General features: G+C 47.4%; 16 protein-coding genes. 10 read left to right on the top strand and 6 right to left on the bottom strand.

Annotation, left to right across the window (positions count from 1 at the left end; genetic code table 11):
- Positions 1-373: 373 nt before the first annotated feature.
- The 3 genes from VC28_RS08310 to VC28_RS08300 are packed head-to-tail and all read left to right on the top strand — an operon-like array spanning position 374 to position 5,251.
- Complete coding sequence (locus tag VC28_RS08310; protein ID WP_049630235.1) at positions 374-1,342, top strand: ABC transporter ATP-binding protein; 969 nt, start codon at positions 374-376, stop codon at positions 1,340-1,342.
- The gene (locus VC28_RS08305; protein WP_049630234.1) at positions 1,332-4,184 is read left to right on the top strand and encodes a Gldg family protein; all 2,853 of its coding nucleotides are present in this window, start codon (positions 1,332-1,334) and stop codon (positions 4,182-4,184) included. Before VC28_RS08310 ends, VC28_RS08305 begins: the two co-directional genes overlap by 11 nt.
- Positions 4,185-4,219: 35 nt before the next feature.
- Entirely contained in the window at positions 4,220-5,251 is a 1,032-nt protein-coding gene (locus VC28_RS08300; protein ID WP_049630233.1) for a DUF4340 domain-containing protein, read from the top strand.
- 161 nt (positions 5,252-5,412) lie between these two features.
- Here VC28_RS08300 and slyD read toward each other — a convergent pair whose 3' ends face one another.
- Genes slyD through purM form a run of 4 tightly spaced genes read right to left on the bottom strand, consistent with a single transcriptional unit; the run spans position 5,413 to position 8,412 of the window.
- Positions 5,413-5,895 (bottom strand): peptidylprolyl isomerase, encoded by a 483-nt coding sequence (gene slyD, locus VC28_RS08295; protein ID WP_049632260.1) that lies wholly within the window; start codon positions 5,893-5,895, stop codon positions 5,413-5,415.
- A 52-nt stretch (positions 5,896-5,947) separates the two neighbouring features.
- Positions 5,948-6,664 carry a DUF3108 domain-containing protein gene (locus tag VC28_RS08290; RefSeq protein WP_049630232.1) on the bottom strand — a complete coding sequence of 239 codons (717 nt, stop codon included), beginning with the start codon at positions 6,662-6,664 and terminating at the stop codon, positions 5,948-5,950.
- 13 nt (positions 6,665-6,677) lie between these two features.
- Positions 6,678-7,349 (bottom strand): phosphoribosylglycinamide formyltransferase, encoded by a 672-nt coding sequence (purN, locus tag VC28_RS08285; RefSeq protein WP_049630231.1) that lies wholly within the window; start codon positions 7,347-7,349, stop codon positions 6,678-6,680.
- Positions 7,350-7,356: 7 nt separating this feature from the next.
- Positions 7,357-8,412: a phosphoribosylformylglycinamidine cyclo-ligase gene (purM, locus tag VC28_RS08280; protein WP_049630230.1), complete on the bottom strand. Its 1,056-nt coding sequence runs from the start codon at positions 8,410-8,412 to the stop codon at positions 7,357-7,359.
- 253 nt (positions 8,413-8,665) lie between these two features.
- Here purM and VC28_RS08275 point away from each other — a divergent pair, with 253 nt between their 5' ends.
- The 7 genes from VC28_RS08275 (at position 8,666) to VC28_RS19280 (ending at position 18,572) form a co-directional block, all read left to right on the top strand.
- On the top strand, positions 8,666-10,099 hold the full coding sequence (locus VC28_RS08275; RefSeq protein ID WP_231591679.1) for a DUF2066 domain-containing protein: 1,434 nt from the start codon (positions 8,666-8,668) through the stop codon (positions 10,097-10,099).
- 3 nt (positions 10,100-10,102) lie between these two features.
- Entirely contained in the window at positions 10,103-10,816 is a 714-nt protein-coding gene (gene hda, locus VC28_RS08270) for a DnaA regulatory inactivator Hda (RefSeq protein WP_049630228.1), read from the top strand.
- 60 nt (positions 10,817-10,876) lie between these two features.
- Positions 10,877-12,682 carry a glycoside hydrolase family 9 protein gene (locus VC28_RS08265; protein ID WP_156184303.1) on the top strand — a complete coding sequence of 602 codons (1,806 nt, stop codon included), beginning with the start codon at positions 10,877-10,879 and terminating at the stop codon, positions 12,680-12,682.
- Between the two features lie 297 nt (positions 12,683-12,979).
- Positions 12,980-13,873, top strand: coding sequence for a hydroxypyruvate isomerase family protein (locus VC28_RS08260; protein WP_049630227.1), 894 nt, complete (start codon positions 12,980-12,982; stop codon positions 13,871-13,873).
- 39 nt (positions 13,874-13,912) lie between these two features.
- On the top strand, positions 13,913-15,604 hold the full coding sequence (locus tag VC28_RS08255) for a GMC oxidoreductase (protein ID WP_049630226.1): 1,692 nt from the start codon (positions 13,913-13,915) through the stop codon (positions 15,602-15,604).
- Positions 15,601-16,161 carry a gluconate 2-dehydrogenase subunit 3 family protein gene (locus VC28_RS08250; RefSeq protein ID WP_049630225.1) on the top strand — a complete coding sequence of 187 codons (561 nt, stop codon included), beginning with the start codon at positions 15,601-15,603 and terminating at the stop codon, positions 16,159-16,161. Before VC28_RS08255 ends, VC28_RS08250 begins: the two co-directional genes overlap by 4 nt.
- Positions 16,162-16,295: 134 nt before the next feature.
- Complete coding sequence (locus tag VC28_RS19280; RefSeq protein WP_082191455.1) at positions 16,296-18,572, top strand: PQQ-dependent sugar dehydrogenase; 2,277 nt, start codon at positions 16,296-16,298, stop codon at positions 18,570-18,572.
- 7 nt (positions 18,573-18,579) lie between these two features.
- On the opposite strand, the gene VC28_RS08240 is transcribed toward VC28_RS19280, so the two are convergent.
- Together VC28_RS08240 and VC28_RS08235 are read right to left on the bottom strand one after the other, a co-directional pair.
- Positions 18,580-20,022: an amidohydrolase family protein gene (locus VC28_RS08240; protein ID WP_049630224.1), complete on the bottom strand. Its 1,443-nt coding sequence runs from the start codon at positions 20,020-20,022 to the stop codon at positions 18,580-18,582.
- A 57-nt stretch (positions 20,023-20,079) separates the two neighbouring features.
- Entirely contained in the window at positions 20,080-21,192 is a 1,113-nt protein-coding gene (locus VC28_RS08235) for a helix-turn-helix transcriptional regulator (protein ID WP_049630223.1), read from the bottom strand.
- Position 21,193 lies beyond the last annotated feature (1 nt).

The raw sequence follows: 21,193 nt of genomic DNA, 5'->3' as shown, positions 1-21,193 counted from the left end.
ATAATTAAAATTTATTTCAAAAATGAGTCTTTATAAAAAATTTTTATATTTTTTTATGAAGGCCTGTCTTGAACTTTCAGGTACAAGCCTTATCTAACGCGCGTCTTCGTCTTTACGATTGTTTTCTGGGAATAACCCCGTTACTGAGGAAAAAAACAATGTATAACGCGATCACTCAGCGACTCTACATCTGTCTTATTACTTGCCTTGTTGTTTGCCTCGTAAATTGGCGGCCACCGCCAAACTGATTCTTTTTCTTATCAATACGCTTCCGTTTCTTCATTTGCCATGGGCAACGTGAGGCGTGTTGTTGTGCCCATTTATATTGCATCCATTTGATTTATCTTTTTCGTCCATTTATGCGGAGGCTTTTATGCTGACAGTGTCAAAACTCAAGCGAGCCTACGGCGATTTTATCGCGGCAGAAGCTGTGGATTTTTCTATCGCCAAAGGAGAGATAGTAGGCTTGCTTGGTCATAACGGTGCAGGTAAAACGACAGTCATGAAAATGCTCAGTGGTTATCTTGAACCAAGCGACGGCCATATTTATTTCGAGGGAAAGCGACTTTCCGATCATGTAAAAAGCCTGCAAAGAAAAATAGGCTATTTGCCGGAAAGTTTGCCGGTGTATCCGGAGATGTCGGTAGCTGAATATCTGGATTACGCAGCCGAGCTGAAAGGCTTGCGCGATATTGAAAAGCAACAGGAAATAAAACGCGTTATTAAGGCGACAGATATTGCTGCAAAACTGCTTGCGCCTATCGCCACCTTGTCGCGCGGTTACAAACAGCGCGTTGGTGTTGCCCAAGCGCTATTAGGTAAACCTGCGTTGCTAATTCTTGATGAACCAACAAACGGTCTCGATCCCCAGCAAACCCTGCAAATGCGCGAACTCATCCGCAGCATCGCCAAAGAGGCGACGGTTATTCTGTCAACCCACATCATGCAAGAAGTGGATGCGTTGTGCGATCGCGTATTGATGATGCGCGCGGGCAAACTGGTGTTGGATGAAAAGTTGGCAGACTTAAGAGTTAGTCGCTCTCTGCTGCTGGCATCCAGCATGAAAGCAGATGAACTGAAAAAGACACTGGACATCGTCACCGGTGTAAAAACAATTGAAGTATTAACCAGCAGTGATGATGAAACGCGCGCGCGTATCACTATCGGCGATGCTGCCTCCATAAAAGATATTTGTGCGGCTATTGCGCGCGCGTTAATAAACGCTGGTGCGGCCTTGTATCAGTTGCACAGTGAAACACGCGACCTTGAAAGCTTGTTCCGCGATGTGAATCTTCATCTCCCACAAGAGCAAAAAAAGGAGGTAATTAACCATGCAGCCTAAGCAAACGGTGTTGCGAATCGCCAATAAAGAAATTTCGTTATTTTTTTCATCGCCAATTGCCTATTTATTTTTGGCGGTATTTGCAGGCGTAACGCTTTTTACATTCTTTTGGGGCGAGGCATTTTTTGCGCGCAATATTGCCGATGTCCGTCCGTTGTTTGAGTGGATGCCACTGTTGCTGATTTTTCTTGCCAGTACGCTCACCATGCGGATGTGGAGTGAAGAACGCCGCAGCGGTACTTTGGAATATGTACTCACACAACCTGTTCCTCTGTGGCATTTTGTGGTGGGAAAATTTTTAGGTTGCGTTGCACTTTTAGTGATTGCGCTGGTGATTACCCTCCCATTACCTATCACCGTGGCCATCATTGGTGATCTGGATTGGGGGCCTGTGGTTGCAGGGTATCTTGCCACTTTATTGTTGGGCGCAGCTTATTTGAGTATGGGGCTTTTTGTTTCATCGCGTAGCGACAACCAAATTGTCAGTTTGATTTGTGCTGTTGCGCTCTGTGGAGTTTTTTATTTATTGGGTAGCAAAATCATTACCGATTTTTTCGGTACTACCGCCAGCGAGTGGTTGCGTTTAATGGGGACTGGCTCCCGCTTTGAATCAATCACTCGCGGCGTAATTGATCTTCGTGATCTTTATTATTACATCAGCCTCATTCTGGTTTTTCTTGCGCTGAATACCTTTTCTTTGGAACGCGAGCGTTGGGCTGCAACTGGAAATAAACAATATCACCAAGGGTGGCGCACATTGACCGGCTTGTTGTTGATTAATGCCTTGGGAGCCAATTTTTGGTTAGGGCAAATTAATCAACTACGTGTCGATGCTACCCAGGGCAATCAATATTCAATTTCTTCAGCAACGCAACATTATTTAAAACAGTTGCAAGAGCCATTGTTGATCCGCGGTTATTTCAGCAATAAAACTCATCCACTGCTTGCACCTTTAGTGCCGCAAATCCGCGATTTGATCAAAGAATATGAAATTGAAAGTCAGGGCAAGGTGCGTGTGGAGTTTATTGACCCGGTGATGAATCCCGAACTGGAGCAGGAAGCCAACCAGAAATATGCGATCCAGCCTGTACCTTTCCAGGTATCAGACCGCTATCAGGCATCGGTGGTGAATTCGTATTTCAACGTGTTGGTACAGTATGGCAACGAATATCAAGTGCTGGGTTTCCGTGATCTGATTGAAGTGAAAGCAAGTAATGAATCAGATCTGGATGTGAAGTTGCGCAACCCGGAGCATGACCTGACACGTGCGATTAAAAAAGTACTGCACAGCTATCAATCTGGTGGCAATTTATTTGACACAGTGAAGGGTGATCTGGTGTTTAACGTTTATGTTTCTGCCGATGATGCACTGCCGCAACAATTACAGGCATTTAAGCGTGCGGTAGAAAACGAAGCAAAAATACAGCAAGAGAAATCGGCAAACCGTTTAAAAGTCAATGTGATCGATCCCACTGCCGATGGTGGTAAAGTCGCTGAGCAAATTGCGCAGGATTATGGCTTTAAACCAATGGCAACCAATTTGTTCAGCAACGAGCGTTTCTATTTTTATATGACGCTCGCGCAGGGCGATCAAGCGGTACAGATCCCGCTGGATGATATGAGTGCATCGAGCTTTGAGCGAAATTTTTCATCTGCAGTTAAACGTTTTGCAAGCGGATTTACCAAAACCGTTGCAATGGTCACCTCAGGTGCACAATTTAATCAGCTGGAAGAGTTTTTGGGTGCCGAGCTGAATGTAGTGCGTGAAGATCTTACCGATGGTTCGGTTAATGGTGAGGCCGATGTGCTGTTCCTTGCTGCGCCTAACAATTTAAATGAAAAACAATTGTTTGCAGTTGATCAATTCTTGATGCAAGGCGGAACCGTTATTGCTGCAACATCGCCTTATGCAGCATCGCTCAGCCAGCGCAGTTTAGCTTTGCAAAAACAAGAGAGCGGTATGAAAGCATGGTTGGCACATCACGGTATTGAGATCGATGAAAAATTGGTGATGGATAAACAGAACGTACCATTCCCTGTGCCGGTAACACGTAATCTGGGTGGTTTTAGTGTGCAGGAAATGCGTATGCTGGATTACCCTTATTTTATCGACGTACGCGGGGCAGGTTTGCAATCCGAAAATGCCATCACCAACAGTTTGCCGCAAGTCACTATGGCGTGGGCATCACCTGTTGTATTGAATGCAGAAAAACAAAAAGACCGGAAGGTTACCGAGTTGCTGCGCAGTTCCGATAAATCCTGGTTGAGTGGCGACATGAATATAGTGCCGCAGATTACCAATGATGGTGTAACTCCTTACATTGCAACAGGCGAGCAAAAATCCCATTTGTTGGGTGTCATTACCCAAGGGCGTTTTGATTCCTTTTTTGCTGGTAAGGAATCGCCTCTGCTCAAGCAAGAGAGCACTGCTGAAAATGCAGATGGAAATTCCGCAGAAAAAAATGAGGCATCTACCAATACGGTCGGTAGCGTGATCCAACATTCTTCCGATTCTGCACGCATCATTTTATTCAGCTCAAATGATTTTCTCAGTGACCCAGTCATTTCAATGGCGAGCATGGCAAATGGCGGCCAGTATTTAAATGGTTTGCAATTATTTGCGAACACATTGGACTGGGCATTGGAGGATGAGGGGTTAATGAGTATTCGTGCGCGCAGCAATTTCAACCGTACATTGCCCGCGATGGAGCACGGCACACAAACTTTCTGGGAGTATTTAAATTACGGTCTGGCATTGCTCGCGCTCTTGATTGTTGGTTTTGTACAACACCGCATCAAGCGCGCCCGTGAGCAGCAATACCAACAATGGTTGGCGAGCTAGCCATCGTAAATACGTCTTTCCAAGAGGCTTATGAAATGAACCAATCAGTGACTATTGATGTGAACAAAGCAACAGCGGTGACTGTTTCGTCTCCTGTAAAAGTATGGCAGCAGCGACTGACATTAATCCTGTTCGTCCAATTGCTGCTTATTGTGGGAATATTTGCTTACAACAAAAATACACAACTCAATGTCGATGCTCAGCCATTGCTGGGCACGGCGATCAGTGAAGTTGATCGTATTGTTATCCGCGATGCGAATAGCAGTGCTGCGCTACAAAAAGCAGCATCTGGCTGGCAATTGCCGGAATTACATCAGTTGCCCGTTGACCAACAAAAGTTGGATGACATTCTGCAAAAACTGGAAGGCACTAAACTTACCTGGCCCGTGACAACGACGTCTGCGAGTCATGAGCGATTTGAAGTGACTGACAAAAAATTCCAGCGCCGTATTGAACTCTTCACAGGGGATACAAAAAAAGCGGATATTTTATTGGGCGGCAGCCCGGGCTTTAAAAAAGTATATCTGCGTAAAGAGGGGGACGATAACGTTTACGCCGTTGAGTTAACTACATTTGAGTTTGCGACTAATGCAACAGAGTGGCTACAAAAAAGTTTACTCGCGGTTAAAGATCCAACCATGATTAAAGCGGCAGATTACCATCTGCAAAAAAAGGGTGATCAATGGAGTTTTGTTGTTCCTGCAGGTTCTACTCCAGAGAAAATCGCAGCAGAAAAACTGAATGAGTTGACCAACGCTGTTGCCAGCTTGCAAATACAATCAGTTGAAGCACAGGCTCCGGAAGGTGGAGAGCGCGCGACTATTGCGGTGGCATCATCTGCGGGAGAATTCACGTTCGAATTTGTAAAAGCAGATGGCGCTTTCTTTGTGACGCGTAGCGACAACAATCGCTATTTTAAAATCAGTCAATATGAGTACGAGCGGATTGTGAGTATTAACAAAGCAGCGTTGGTGGATAATAAACCTGAAGCTCCTGCTTCTGTGGTGACCAATACTTCCGATCCGATTGCAGATATCACATCGCTTGATAGCGTATTGAAAAAATAACTGACTGCGAGAGTTGCCACCATCTTTTGATGGGGTTTTGTTGCGAATTACTTATAAAAAATGGTTTTTAACACAAAAAAAGCGAGCCCCGAATGAGGCTCGCTTTATTAAATTTCATTTGTAGGGCAGTCGTGCCCCAAAGAAATTTTTTCTTTCAGAAATTAGTGATGATGGCCGCCTGCACCATGTGCGTGACCATGATTCAACTCTTCTTCAGTTGCTGAGCGGACTTCGGTGATTTCCACATCAAACGTCAGGTCAACGCCTGCCAGTGGGTGATTGCCATCGATAGTGACTTGGTCGCCTTCGACTTTGGTCACAGTCACAACTTGCAAACCGTGTTCAGTTTCAGCGTGGAATTCCATGCCTACTTCAATATTGTCGATGCCGCTGAACATGTTGGATGGCAATTCCTGCACAAGATTGTCATCGCGCACACCATAAGCTTCTGCTGCATTAACAGAAACATTCAGTTTGTCGCCCACTTTTTTACCTTCCAAAGCACTTTCCAGGCCCGGAATAATATTTCCTGCACCGTGCAAATACGATAAAGGCTCATGACCTTCGGAAGAATCCAGCACTTTGCCAGTGCCGTCAGTCAGTGTGTAATGGAAGCTGGCAACGCAGTTTTCGGAGATGTTCATAATGAAGCCTTTTGGTTTGGTAAATTGGGTAGGGTGATACTGAAATGAACGGTTAAAATTTTTCGATGACTTTGCCATCCAAAGTCGCTTTGTGGATGTAGATGGTATACACATCCCCTTTTTCTTCTTGCTGCAGGCGCACCAATAAATAATTCCAATCTTTGGCAAGCCATGCATAAGTTACGCGCTCATCATTTTCGCGGCTGCGTTTTACTTTGATGGTGTTTACCTTGCCGAGTGGTGTATCCAGAATTTCTTCGCCTTCAACAATAAATTTATATTCTTTAAGTCGTCCGCCATCGGCAATCTGATAACTGAAACTTTTGCTGCCATTGAGCAAGTCTTGTTGCATCTGGATTTGGTAGCTCAATTTATCTTGTACTTTTTGCGCAATATCCATCTGCCAGCTAATTTTCTGTACGTTATTGGTTACACTCTTTTTGTTCCAATCAAATGACAGCTCCGCTGTGCGGTCTTTCCCTACTCCGCGCCGTGCATAACTGTAATGAAGCGGGCTGACAGTGTGCTGTGCCGGATTCCATTGCATTTTGCTTTGTTCGGTAATACTGCCAATCATCGATTCTGCTTTGAATAGCAGATGGTATTGGTTATCTGCTGTTTGGGTCAGGCGATTGGTTACGGTAATGTTGAAACCGTAGAGTTTTGCTTTGTACTGGTTGTCAAAGGTTTTCGGTGCAGTGGTTGCACTTGCGAAGGATGATATTGATACGCCAACACAAAATAATACGATAGCTCGGAGGCTGGACATGAGGATTCCTTTTTTAGGGCTCGTTTGCCTCAATTCGATAGCCGGATGCTGGCAAAAGTTCACCATTTAACTCAGCTTTGCTATCCACCATTCTTAATTTACCCTCTGCAAACCACTTCACCGCCAGTGGATAAATAACATGTTCCTGACGTTGTACGCGTTTTGCCAGCAAACTCGCATCATCGGTAGGCAGTACGGGAACTGCGGCTTGAATTGCAGCAGGGCCTCCATCCAGCTCTGCGGTAACAAAGTGGACAGTAACACCGTGATGTTTCTCGCCTGCATCCAGTGCACGCTGGTGGGTATTGAGGCCTTGAAACTTGGGCAATAGCGATGGATGTATATTGAGCATCCGGCCAAGATAATGCTGGGTAAACTCAGGCGTGAGAATTCGCATAAAACCCGCGAGCACGACAAGCCCGGGGTTGTAGGCATCAATCTGCCGCATGAGTTCTGCATCAAAAGCTTCGCGGCTGGCGAAGCTTTTGTGATCAAGCACCAGGGTGGGGATGCCAGCTTGGGAGGCTCGGGTCAGGCCAAATACATCGGGGCGATTGCTGATGACTGCAGCGATTGAAATGGGGAGTTCCCCGCTTGCTGCGCCGTCTATCAGGGCTTGCAAATTGCTGCCGCTACCAGAGATAAGGACAACAACCTGCATTTTTTTTACATCATCAGTGCTCATTGTTCAATCAGAGACCTTGCAGTTCCACTTGGTGCTCATCGCCATTGGCTTTGGCAATATGGCCAATCACAAACGCATTTTCTCCGGCTGCACGTAGGATGCTCAGCGCGTTATCTTTTTCGCCAGAAGGAATGGCGATAACCATGCCTACGCCGCAGTTAAAGGTGCGGTACATTTCGCGCATATCCACATTGCCGCCTTTTTGCAGCCATTGGAAAACCGGCGGAAATACCCAGCTTTTGGTGTCGATAACCGCTTTACAACCATCAGGTAATACGCGAGGAATATTTTCCGTCAGGCCGCCACCGGTGATGTGTGCCATGGCGTTGACCTTGGATTCCTTGATCAATTTGAGTACAGATTTGACATAAATACGGGTCGGCTCCATCAATGCATCTGCAAGAGGCCTGCCACCGCAATCCTGGGTAAGGTCAGCGTTGGTTACCTCAATGATTTTGCGGATCAATGAATAGCCGTTGGAGTGTGGGCCGCTGGAGGTGAGGGCGATCAAGGCGTCGCCTTGTTGTACTTTACTGCCGTCGATGATTTCAGACTTTTCAACTACACCGGTGCAGAAGCCAGCCAGGTCGTAGTCTTCGCCTTCATACATGCCAGGCATTTCGGCTGTTTCACCGCCAACCAATGAGCATCCTGCCAGCTCACAGCCATCGCCAATACCGGCAACCACTGCTGCGGCAACATCCACATTGAGTTTGCCAGTGGCGTAGTAATCGAGGAAGAACAATGGCTCGGCACCTGTTACCACCAGATCGTTAACGCACATGGCAACCAGATCGATGCCAATGGTGTCGTGCTTTTGCAAATTCATCGCCAGGCGCAATTTGGTGCCCACGCCATCAGTGCCCGATACCAATACGGGTTGACGGTAGCCTTCCGGGATTTCACACAGGGCTGCAAAGCCACCCAAGCCAGCCATTACCTCGGGGCGACGGGTACGTTTGGCAACGCTTTTAATACGTTCAACCAACGCGTCGCCAGCTTCGATATCAACACCAGCGTCTTTGTAGCTAAGGGATGGGGTAGGAGTTTGGTTTTGGCTCATAAGAAAGGGCTCACGGCTCTGACAAGTGGAGTGGTTTAAAAAAAGGCCGCCATTCTATCAGCTTATATGTCGGCTTGCAGGCCAAAGCGTGCGTGCGCTGCAAGTTCTTTCGGGTTCAGTTTGCGGCAGGCAGAGCTGAGGGATTCATAAAAATTTGTTGAATGCTTCCTTATTTTACCTTGATGCGCCTTTATCCAAGCCTGTTACAATGCCAGCCCACTGCATTATTCGCTGCATTCAGAGGTAATCCTTGTTGCATTTCCTACCTGTTCGCCTGTTGTTGTCTGGCTTGCTTCTTGGTTTGTCCGGTATTTATGCCGGCGCTGCACTGGCTGGCCAAAAAGTCGATATTTACCGCGCCAATACGCTGGTTAAATCCCAGTCTGAAAGTGAGCGTAATGCCGCTGCCCGTGCGACATTTGGTGAGGTTATCGTCAGGGTTTCCGGCCAGCGTAGCGCGTTGGACCATCCGGCGATCAAGGCGGCTCTACCGGGGGCACAGAATTATCTATTCGGTTTTAGTTACCACAGTGTTGCAGAAAAAATCACACAAGATGGCAAAACAGTGCCTGCCATTGGCCTTCAATTAAATTACGAGCCCAAGGCGATCGAGCAGTTGTTGCGTCAATCGCAATTGCCTCTGTGGCCTGCAACTCGTCCGAAAGTATTGGTATGGCTGGTTGCCAAAGATCCTACCGGTTTGCGTTTGGTGCCCGATGTAGCGGATTTACAGGCCATGCAAGCACAAGCACAGTACCGTGGTCTTCCGCTCGGCTTTCCTAAAATGGACCTTGAGGATAGCCTGTCACTGAGTGCGGATGACTTATGGGCTTTGGACATTGAGAAAATCAAAGCGGCATCCCTGCGCTACAAAGCCGATGCTATTTTGGTTGGGCGTTATACCCCATATAGCATGGGGCCCATCCCGCCTGCAGTAATACAGCAACCACAGGCTGATGTGCCGGAAGTGGGCGAGTTGGTTGCATCAAGTACTCCTGCTTCGTCTGTTGCCAGCTCCGTTTCATCCAGTTTGCCTGGTGATGGTGTGCTGCCTGAGCCGATTGCTGGCTCTTGGCTGGGTGATTGGCAATTGCTGCACGCCAGCAGTAACCAAACATTTGCCGATGAAACGCCCGATGTGAAAAGCCTGTTCAGTTTGGCGATTGATCGCGCAGCCGATTATTTTGCTAACCAGTACGCCATCATGCCAACGGACCAAGGGCCGCAAGTGATTATGTTGCGTATTGGCAATATCACCAGCTTCGCAGCATTCAAGCAGGTGCAGGCGTATCTGGATGAGTTGGCGATGGTGCAGCGCATGGAAGTCCTGCAAGTCAATGCTGAAGGTTTATTGGTGCGTTTGACGACAGAGGGCGATGTAAAACTATTAATGAGCACTCTGGCGCTGGGGCGTCGGTTGGCACCTTTGCAAACAGAAACTATTGTTGATCCACTGGCAAGTGCAGCAAGTGCGCCCGCTACGACAAATCCCGATGTTGCCGGGATTGATGCCACAGCGATGGCCGAGTTGGAGCAAGCACTGGCAAACGAGCAGCTTCCCGGTACAGATGATGCCCAATCCGGGGTCAGTTCGACACCTGATACAGCTGCAGTGACTGAAGCGAATCCGACACCTTTATATGGCGGTACAGTTGAAAACCCTCTGATTTATGTTTGGCAGAAGTAATCTATGGTGAGTTTGCCCCAGCAATTATCGCTTGGCGTCAATTTGAATGATGACGCCACTTTCGAGAATTTTTATGCGCCAGCCCACACCCACAATGCCATGGTAGTGCAGGGCTTGCGTGATCAACTTACTGGCTCTGGCGAAGCGTTTGTCTATTTGTGGGGTGCACCCGGATGCGGGCTTACCCATCTGCTGCAGGCCGCTTGTCATGAAGCGCAATCCCAAGGTTTATCGGTTCAGTATTTGCCGTTAAGGGACATGGTGGGTTACGCGCCGGATGAACTGTTCAGTGGGCTGGATACGTTGGATTTGGTGTGTCTGGATTGCTTGCCCTCTATCGCGGGTCGCCCTGATTGGGAGCGCGCGATTTTCAATTTATACAACCAGCTGCGTGAACAGGGTAAGCGATTATTGGTCGCCGCTGAGCATAGCCCGCGTGAATTGGCATTGGGGTTAGAAGATTTGCGCTCGCGTTTGCAATGGGGGCTGACCTATCAGGTGCACAGCTTGGGCGACGATGATAAACAGCAAGCACTGCAAATGCGTGCCCGTGCCCGCGGTCTTGAATTGGGCGATGAGGTAGCGCAGTACATTATCCAGCGCTTGCCGCGCGATACCAATGAACTGTTTTGGCAATTGGCAAGGCTTGATCATGCCTCGCTCGCTGAACAACGTAAACTTACTATTCCTTTTGTAAAGAAAGTATTAGCGATTTGATCTCGCGCTACTTCATCTCCAGACTCTCCAGATTAATAACAACTACACTGGAGAGCTTCAATGCCTGTTTTCATAATGCTTGGTTTTATTTCCCATCGCCTGACTTCTGCACTTGCGCTCGTTTGTGCATCAGGTTTTTTGTTTGGCTGTGCTACGCCGAAAGATCCTGCTGCAACAACAAATAGTGCCGCATCTTCTGCAGTAAGCTCAGTAGCCGCTATCAAGCTTAATCAATTGGGTTTTCTGCCGGAGTCGGCCAAATGGGCAGTGATTCCCGATGTGAGCGCTACCCAATTTCGCATCATCAATGTTGCAACAGATGCAGAAATCTATACGGGCACATTGAGTGCGGCAACTTATTGGGATGCATCTGATGAGCGCGTAAAACGCGCGGATTTTTCCAATGTGAAAACACCGGGCGAATACGTTGTGCGTGTGGATGGTCTGGCGGATTCGTTTTCGTTCCGGATTGCAGACGATGTTTATCGCGCATTAAATGCCGCAAGCATCAAAGCGTTTTATTTTAACCGCAATAGCGCCGCATTATTGCCCGAACATGCCGGTGTCTATGCGCGTCCGCTGGGGCATCCGGATACTCACGTGCTGGTTCATCCATCGGCAGCAAGCAGTGCGCGCCCAGCGGGAACGGTTATATCCAGTCCCAAAGGTTGGTATGACGCAGGCGATTACAACAAATACATTGTTAACTCCGGCATTGCGACTTATTCCTTGCTGGCGGCGTATGAACACTTTCCGGAAATATTTAATCAGCAACAGTTAAATATTCCCGAGAGTGGTGATGCCATTCCCGATGTGCTCAACGAAACCCTGTGGAATCTGGAGTGGATGTTGAGCATGCAAGATCCTCATGACGGCGGTGTTTATCACAAGCTCACCAATAAACGTTTTGATGGTGTGGTGATGCCGCATGAGGCAACCAGTGAGCGCTTTGTTGTGCAAAAAACCACGGCAGCGGCACTGGATTTTGCAGCGGTAATGGCTGCTGCCAGCCGTGTGTTGGCACCCTATGAAAAACAATTGCCGGGCATGTCAGCAAAAATGTTGGCTGCGGCGGAATCTGCCTGGGCGTGGGCGGTTGCTAATCCGTCCGTAATCTATAAACAACCAGACGATATCAAGACTGGAGAATATGGCGACCGTGAACTTGTCGATGAATTTTTCTGGGCTGCCGCCGAGTTGTATATCACCAGCAAGAAAGAGACGTATTACACCGCGATGAAACCCGCAGACATTTCCAGCACTGTGCCTTCCTGGGGTGATGTACGCAGCTTGGGTTGGATTTCATTAGCACACCACCGTGCGAATTTATCGGCAGTTGCTGATCAGCAATTAATTGCGGCGCGCATTAATGCGCTAGCAACCGATTTGCAGTCGGTGTGGGCAGGCTCGGCTTACGGTGTCACCCTTCAGCAAAATGATTTTAAATGGGGCAGTAATTCAGTTGCTCTGGGGCAAGCGATGGTACTCGTGCAAGCCTATCGGTTAAATGGCAAACGCGAGTATTTGGATTCGGCGCAGGCGATGCTGGATTACGTGCTTGGTCGCAACGCGATGGATATATCTTTCGTCACCGGCTTTGGCCATAAGTCCACTTTGCATCCGCATCATCGCCCATCCGAAGCCGATGGCATTGCGGAACCGATTCCCGGTTTTCTGGCGGGTGGCCCACAACCCGGCCAACAAGACCAAAGCGATTGCGGCTCCGTTCTCTATCCATCCAAACACGCGGCGACTTCTTATTTAGATCACTGGTGCAGCTACGCGAGTAATGAAATTGCCATTAACTGGAATGCGCCTTTGGTTTATGTCTCGGCCGCTATTCAAGCGTTAACGCCAAAACCTTAAGCAATTTTCAATCGTTGGTTCAGTCGCTGTTTCAAAAGCCAGCCTATGCTGGCTTTTCACTTATAAAAAAGCGCTGTTATCAAGCGTGAATATCAAACAATTGTTTCCGTTTTTTACAGCGCTTTTACGGCCTTTTGCAGGTTATTGTCATAAAGCGTAAAGATCCGTTGACCATCTGGCTCGCCAGACAAGTGCGGGCTAATCTTCATTATCGGCTTGGAGAGCGCCGTGCATGGCCAGTGCCTTGCTATCTAAAAAACCACTACTAAAAACAATCTAAAAATAGAGTTAGCCGCCATGAATGATTCCCTTAACCGCCGTGCGCTTATGCGTGGCGCAGTCGCAAGTGCATTGGGGCTTTCCAGCTTGTCTGCACTTGGGGCAGAGCTCACCTCATCTGTTGCACCTGACACTGCCTTAAAAGGCAACATCCAGCACTCGGTAGCACGTTGGACATTTAATTTTTTGTCATTGGAAGAGTTGTGTTTGGTCGTAAAACGGTTGGGCTTTTCTGCAATTGATTTGGTGGGGCCGGGCGAGTGGCATATCCTCAAACAACATGGTGTAGATTCCTCCATGTGCAACGGTGCTGAGCTCAATCTGGAAGACGGTTGGGGCGATGCAAAATTTCACCAGCCGTTGATTGAAAGTTATCGCAAACATATCGATCTGGTCAGCGATGCGGGTTATAAAAACCTGATTTGTTTTAGCGGTAACGCGCGCGGTCGCGATCCGGAAGATGGATTAAAACACGCGACAAAAGGTTTGAAAAAAATTCTGGCCCAGGCCGAAAAACGCGGCGTGGTGTTGCAGATGGAACTATTCAACAGCAAAGTCGATCACCCGGATTATTTTGCCGATAACTCTGCATGGGGCATTGAACTTTGCAAGCGGTTGGATTCGCCCAACTTTAAATTGCTGTACGACATTTACCACATGCAAATCAGCGAAGGCGACATTATTCGCACCATTCAAAATAATCATCAATATTTCGGCCATTACCATACAGCAGGTGTTCCTGGTCGCAATGAAATTGATGACTCACAAGAACTGTATTACCCCGCGATTGTTCGCGCCATTCATGCAACTGGCTTCAAAGGATATGTCGCGCAAGAGTTTATGCCCAAGCGCGCAACGGACAACGAAAAAATTGAATCGCTGAAAGCGGCGATCCGCATTTGCGATATTTAATTTCTAACAAAAAAGTACGTTTATCCCAGAGGTACATTTATGTCTGCTACACAACACTTTGATGCCATTGTGGTTGGCTCCGGCATTAGCGGCGGTTGGGCTGCCAAAGAACTCACCGAAAAAGGTTTGAAGGTTTTGCTGCTCGAACGCGGGCGCAATATCGAGCACATTAAAGATTATGTGAACGCCCACAAAGAGACGTGGGATTATCCGCATCGCGGTCGTCCGACCCAGGAAATGAAACGCAATCACCCGGTGTTGCAGCGGGATTTTGTATTGAACGAAGAAACCAATGGCATGTGGGCGAACGAGCAAGAAAGTCCCTACATTGAGAAAAAACGTTTTGACTGGTATCGCGGCTATCACGTTGGTGGTCGCTCGCTGTTGTGGGGTCGCCAAAGTTACCGTTTTAGTCAACGCGATTTTGAAGCGAACTTAAAAGAAGGCATCGCGGTTGATTGGCCAATCCGTTATCAGGATCTTGCACCTTGGTACGATTACGTTGAAAGTTTTGCCGGTATTTCCGGGTCGCTCGAAGGGTTGGATCATCTGCCGGATGGAAAATTCTTACCGCCCATCGAACTTAATATCGTAGAAAAAGATGTTGCAGCGCGTATTAAAAAAGCCTACAGCGGCAAGCGATTAATGATCAACAGCCGCACTGCGAATATCACCCAACCAAAACCGGAGCAGGGCAGGGTGAATTGTCAGTATCGGAATAAATGTTGGTTGGGTTGCCCATTCGGTGCGTATTTCAGTACGCAATCGTCTACGCTGCCGGCGGCGATGAAAACCGGTAATCTCACTTTGCGCCCATTCTCTATTGTCAGTCAGGTTCTGTACGACAAAGATAAAAAACGCGCGCGCGGTGTTGAAGTGATTGATGCAGAAACAAACCAAACTTATGAATTTACCGCAAATGTTGTTTTCCTGAATGCATCCAGTTTTAACTCGACCTGGATTTTAATGAATTCAGCTACCGATATATGGGATGGCGGTTTGGGTAGCAGCAGTGGCGAGTTGGGCCATAACGTTATGGATCACCACTTCCGTGTTGGTGCGGGTGGTGTGGTTGAAGGTTACGAAGATAAATATTATTTCGGCCGTCGCCCCGCCGGTTTTTATATTCCACGTTTTCGCAATCTTGATGATGAAAAACGCAATTATGTGCGTGGCTTTGGTTATCAAGGTGCAGCGAGCCGTCAGGATTGGAATCGCGATGTTGCTGAAATGGGGGTGGGTGCCGATTTTAAAAATGCCCTTGCCGAGCCAGGTGCATGGACGATTGGTATGACCGCGTTTGGCGAAATGTTGCCGCACCACGATAACCGTATTTATCTTGACCGCAATACCAAAGACAAGTGGGGCTTGCCGGTATTGGCGATGGACGTTGAAATTCGTGAAAACGAATTGGCGATGCGCAAAGATATGATGCAAGACGCGGTGGATATGCTTGAAGCCGCCGGTGTTAAAAATGTGCGCGGTGGTGATTGGGGTTATTCACCAGGTATGGGCATTCATGAAATGGGTACAGCGCGTATGGGGCGCGATCCAAAAACATCGGTGCTCAATCAATACAATCAGGTGTGGGATGCGCCTAACGTATTTGTCACCGACGGTGCCTGTATGACATCGGCATCCTGTGTAAACCCATCGCTGACCTATATGGCGCTCACTGCACGCGCGGTAGATCATGCGGTAAAAGAATTGAAAAAGGGGAATCTGAAATGAATCGCCGCGAATTATTAAAACTGATTGCCGCCAGCACTGGTACCGCCATGATTGGTGGAGCTGCAGTATCCATGTTAAGTGGTTGTGCATCACAGCCGAAATCATCACTGGTTTTTTCGCCAAACAATATCGCGTTGCTCGACGAAATTGCCGAAACCATTTTGCCGCGCACTGAAACACCCGGCGCGAAAGATGCAAAAGTTGGCGAGTTTATGAGTGTGTATGTCAGCGATTGTTACACGCTGGATGAGCAGGCCGTTTTTCATAAAGGCTTGGTCACATTTGAAGAAACCTGCAGTGCCACCTACAAGCGTAACTTTGCTGCACTTGAACAGTCAGAGCGCGAGGCATTTATCAATACACTTGATCGCGAAGCGCGCGCAAGTGTTGCATCGGGCGGCGTCCATTATTTTACGATGATCAAACAATTAACCTTGTTTGGTTTCTTCACATCAGAAGTGGGTGGTACCCAAGTTTTGCGTTACGTACCCATACCAGGGCGTTTCGATGGTGAACTGGCGTACAAGCCCGGTGATCGCGCTTGGGCAACACGCTAATCACGGTGCTAGCGTGATAATTATGAAACGAAAGAGGCGGCCAATTGGTCGCCTTTTTTATGAGATGTCTACCACAGAAAGAAAGTATGTAAGCTTATAGGCTTTTATGGGTATTACTTCACGAGGTGATTGCCATGGAAAATTGCGTAAAAGCGTTATTGGTTATTTCCAATTTACTATTGCTGATTTCCTGTGGCGGTGGTGGCAGTTCAAGCGGTAAAGCATCGCCATCATCGGCAAATCCCTCTGTCAGTTTGGCTGCTTCATCTGCTGTAGCTTCCGCAATAAATTCATCGGTCACCAATTCATCTGCAGCGAGTGTTGTATCGGGTTTATCGCAGCGCCCATCGAATACCACCTGCATCGCTCCTGCGCCAGTCAATACCGGTGCGGCGGGCGATCTTCAATGGCAAGCCGTATTTCCTTTGTTACCGAATATCCAGAGCGCTACCAATATTATTCAAATTCCCGGTGATGACAATTATTGGTATGCGACACGTCAGTCGGGAAGGGTGGTGCGTTTTGCCAATAATCCAGCGGCGAATGCGTTAACAGAAGTGTTGAATATTGAAGATCGTGTGGATTTTTCCGGCGGTGAAACCGGTTTGCTGGGAATTGCATTTCATCCGCAATTCGCCAGTAACCCTTATGTGTATTTCAATTACATCGGCCGCAATAACAACAATAATCAAGAGACGCGCATTTCACGTTTTACTGTATTGCAAAATGGCATGATCGAGCGCGGATCAGAAATTATTTTGCTGCGTTTTAACCAACCTTACGCCAACCATAATGGTGGCCACATTGCGTTTGGTCATGATGGTTATTTGTATATTGCTTCCGGCGATGGAGGCAGTGGTGGTGATCCACAACAACATGGCCAGAGCCTGAATAATTTGCTCGGCAAAATATTGCGCATTGATGTGAATAATTCCAATGGTGGGCGCAACTATGCTATTCCTCCGGATAACCCTTTTGCCGAGGGTAGTGCTCCGGAAATTTGGGCTTATGGTTTGCGTAATCCCTGGCGTTTTGGTTTTGATACATTAACAAATGAATTGTGGGTGGGCGATGTAGGTCAGGGAGACTGGGAAGAAATCAATCTTGTGACACGGGCAGGAAATTATGGCTGGGGTGATATGGAGGGCGATGGTTGTTATGCCGGCCGGCCTAATTGTTCAACGGCAAATAAAATCAAACCCGTGTTATCGATCAGCCACAATACCGGTGTTTGTTCGGTCATTGGTGGTTATGTGTATCGCGGCACACAGTATCCTGCCGCCTACGGCAACTATTTCTTCACGGATTATTGCCGCAACATTACCCAATCTATCACACGCAATAATGATGGCAGTCTGAGTGTGAATGAGCATGACAATGCACCTGCTGGTGTGGTGTCGTTCGCGCAGGATAATGCAGGAGAATTGTATGCGCTTGGCCAATCAGGTGCAGGAACCCAAATCGTAAAAATGCAGATGACCGGTGGTGTTATGCAACCGGGTAGTATGGCCAGAAATTTATCGCAAACCGGTTGCGTTAACACCATCAATCCCCGATTGCCTGCAGTGGGAATGATTCCTTACACAGTGCAAGTGCCTTTTTGGTCAGACTCTGCTGAAAAAGAACGCTATTTATTTTTGCCCAACAATACCCGCATTAATCTGAACAATGATGGTGATTTTTTATTTCCGGTTGGCAGTGTGCTAATGAAGCATTTCAAATTGGGCGATAAATTAATTGAAACCCGCTTATTTGCGCAGGGAGAATTAGGATGGCAAGGATTTAGTTATGAATGGCGCGATGACCAAACGGATGCGGTTTTACTGAGCGATTCCAAAGAAAAAAATATTGAAGGTATTATTTGGCAATACCCCAGTGCAGGCCAATGCCTGACCTGCCATACCCAAGCCGCCAATTTTGTATTAGGGCTGGAAACCTTGCAGTTGAACAATTCAATGGTGTATTCAGCAACCGGTACTAATGCCAATCAATTGGATACGCTTTCGCATATCCAATTATTTTCCAATGCCATCAGTTCGCAACAAAAAGCACAAACCTTAATCTCACCAACAGTCACCACAGCAAGCATTGCACAGCGTGCACGAAGTTATTTACACAGCAACTGCAGCAATTGCCACCGCCCATCAGGCCCAACGCCGGTGAATATTGATTTACGTTTTATGGTTGCATTATCCGCAACACAAACTTGTAATGTGCCACCCGCTGCAGGAGATATGGGGATTAGTAATGCACAACTTATCGCACCGGGTGAGCCCGCCCGCTCTGTGCTACTGGCGCGCATGAAAGTACGTGATCAAAACCAAATGCCTCCGCTGGGGTCGCATTTGGTTGACGAAGAGGGTGCGGCAATCATTGAAGCCTGGATTACCAGCATGGAGGGCTGCCAGTAACGGACAATTATTTATCGGCACATATACCTGTGCTTACACCTGCACTCATACCTGTGCCTACACTTGCAGCCGTGCCTGCATTTAATAGTATGCGCATTTCTTGCCACAGGCTGCGTTCGTCAATGGCGTGTTGCCGTAACGTTTTTAATTCGGCATTGGAAAAAATCCGGCCTTGTTTGACAACCCACGCCGGGTTTTTAAGTGTTGCCAATGAGTCCAGTGGGTTGTGTTCTGACAAAATCAAATCGGCGTTATAGCCCACGGCGATTTTTCCCAGTTGTGATTCTTTTCCCAGTGCTTTGGCAGGGTTAATTGTTGCGGCGCGCAACACTGCAAGAATAGGTAGGCCTGCCTGATGCATTAATTCCATTTCTTTGTGCGTGGCAAGTCCGTGTGGCGATAACAACACACCAGAATCCGAACCGACCAGAAGCGTGATATTTGCTCTGTATAATTGCAGGGTAATTTCCTGCAAAAACGCCAGTGTTTTTTTATTGTGCAAGGCCATCTCTAACGGGCTATTGATCCAGCGTTTTAGTTGATTGTGTTTTTCCTGTAACTCAATCAAAGGGGAAATATAACCTTCTGGCAAAGTATCAATAAAAGCCTGTTTTTGATCGCTGATTTGGGTGAGTTGCCAGTAAATATTCAGCGTTGGAGTAACCGGTGTATTGAGTGCTTTTAGTGTAGTGATTGTTTCATCCAATGCTTTTAGATCGGCCTGGTAATTTAGCGGCCCTTGGTAAATATCTTCAGCGTGCTCCAGTGATTGCAATCCCTTCAGTTCATTCCAGTCCATATGTGCTACAGGGTGAGGGCCATGTTTGGCAACTGGAATGCTCTGTTTTTTTGCTTCACGCAATAATGCCCTCAGCACCTCTGCCGTTAAATTGCCGTAGGCTTTTATAAGATCGTAACCTAGTTGTTTGGCTGTTGTGACGGCAGTTATGGCATCTGCGGGTGTTTGCGCGGAGTAATGCATGTGCGCATCTGTAAAGCCGGAAATAATCGGGCTGCTGACGGTAATAGTGCTGCCAATCCTGCTGCCATTTTCCAATTCGTTGCGCCAGAGTAAATGTTCCTGCACGCCATTCATAAGCCGTAAATGGGTGGCTCCGTGGGAGAGGGCAATAACAAATGCGGCAGTGTCATAAGCATGGGCATGCATATCAATTAACCCGGGCATGGCGTAGTGCCCTTTACCATCCTGATATTCATGGCTTTCGTCAGTAATGGGCGTTTGAGCTGCGTTAATAGCAATGATCTTGCCTTTGCGGATTTTCAGTTGGCGGTTCTTTAAAACTTTTCCGGTAGTGACATCGACAATATGAATATTGTCGATGTACAGCGACGCATTGGCATTTTTTTCTGCGCTAGTTGCATATGCAGGTAAGGGGTAACTAGCGATTGCTGAAAGACAAAGCGTGATAAAAAGAATGGATATTTTCATGAGTGCTTCCTCGTTGTTAAGTGGAAGCACTTTTTCAGAAATGTCAGTTGAACTCGTCTAGTGTCTTGATATTAAACGGTCAGAATCCTGATTCTGGACGTGTTGGGTTTGTTGCACACTGCGATATTCGCTGGGTGTCATGCCTGTGGCTTTTTTGAACGCCTGATTAAACGTGGCTTTTGAGCTGAACCCGGCAGCAAGGGCAAGATCGGTAAGGTTGATTTTAGAATCATTGGCACGCCCGGCTAAGCTGCGTTTAATGTGTTCAACACGATGTTGATTGATGTAATCATTGAATGACATCTGCGCGACTAAATTAATACTTCTGGAAATATCCCGCGTAGATAAACCCGATAAATCGGAAAGCTGGTTCAAGGTTAAGCGGGGATGGGTATACCAATTTTGTGTACGGACTTCATTATCAAGAATGGCAAAAAGCGGCTGGTAATCTGCAGCTGATTCTGCGCTTTCTTTTGCATCATCCCCGGATGAAGCGGAGGTAATGATTGTTGAGGGAAGGGCAATGGAACTGGCGATAGTCTCCAATCCTACACGGCGGTGATTCAGGATAAGTATCAACGAGAATAAAACCATTAAAAAAATAAACAGGCTCGTTGCATAGCCGATCATATTCAGGTGTGCGCCTAACTCAGGTTGGAAATTAAGCCTGAGCAGATCCAGTGCACTAAAGAGCGTTGATACCCCAACTAACCAGCCGAGCCAGGTCAATGATACTTCGTTCGCGTCCGAGCGCTGCATGGACAGCTGCCGGTTAAATCCAATAATCAGTTGCAATGTGAAAAGCGCATAAACCATACGCCAGAGTGTGCCCAGCGCGATAATCGTTTGCGGATGATCGGTGAAGGGAAGTGCCAATAACATCGGTAAGAAATGCAGGGCTGAGCGGTAATCTACAGGCCCGATAATCAAGCGCTTGGTCGCAAGATAAAAAGCCGGACCATAACCCAGCATGAAAACGGGTGAAATTAAGTGCAGCTCACGTGAGATGTGTAAATCTTCAAGTATGTTCGTGAGTGTTGCCAGAATTACCAGTCCCAGCAGTATGCACACACCGCGATACGCGGGTGTGATGATAAACATCAAGCACCCCAGTATCGCGACTGACAGTACACTGGCATTTAATAAACTGACTAACGTAACCAAATCCATT

The sequence above is a fragment of the Cellvibrio sp. pealriver genome (assembly GCF_001183545.1).
In the GTDB taxonomy this organism is placed as follows: Bacteria; Pseudomonadota; Gammaproteobacteria; order Pseudomonadales; family Cellvibrionaceae; genus Cellvibrio.
Note: the sequence above shows the minus strand (reverse complement) of the source record. Positions and strands in the feature narration are given on the sequence as shown.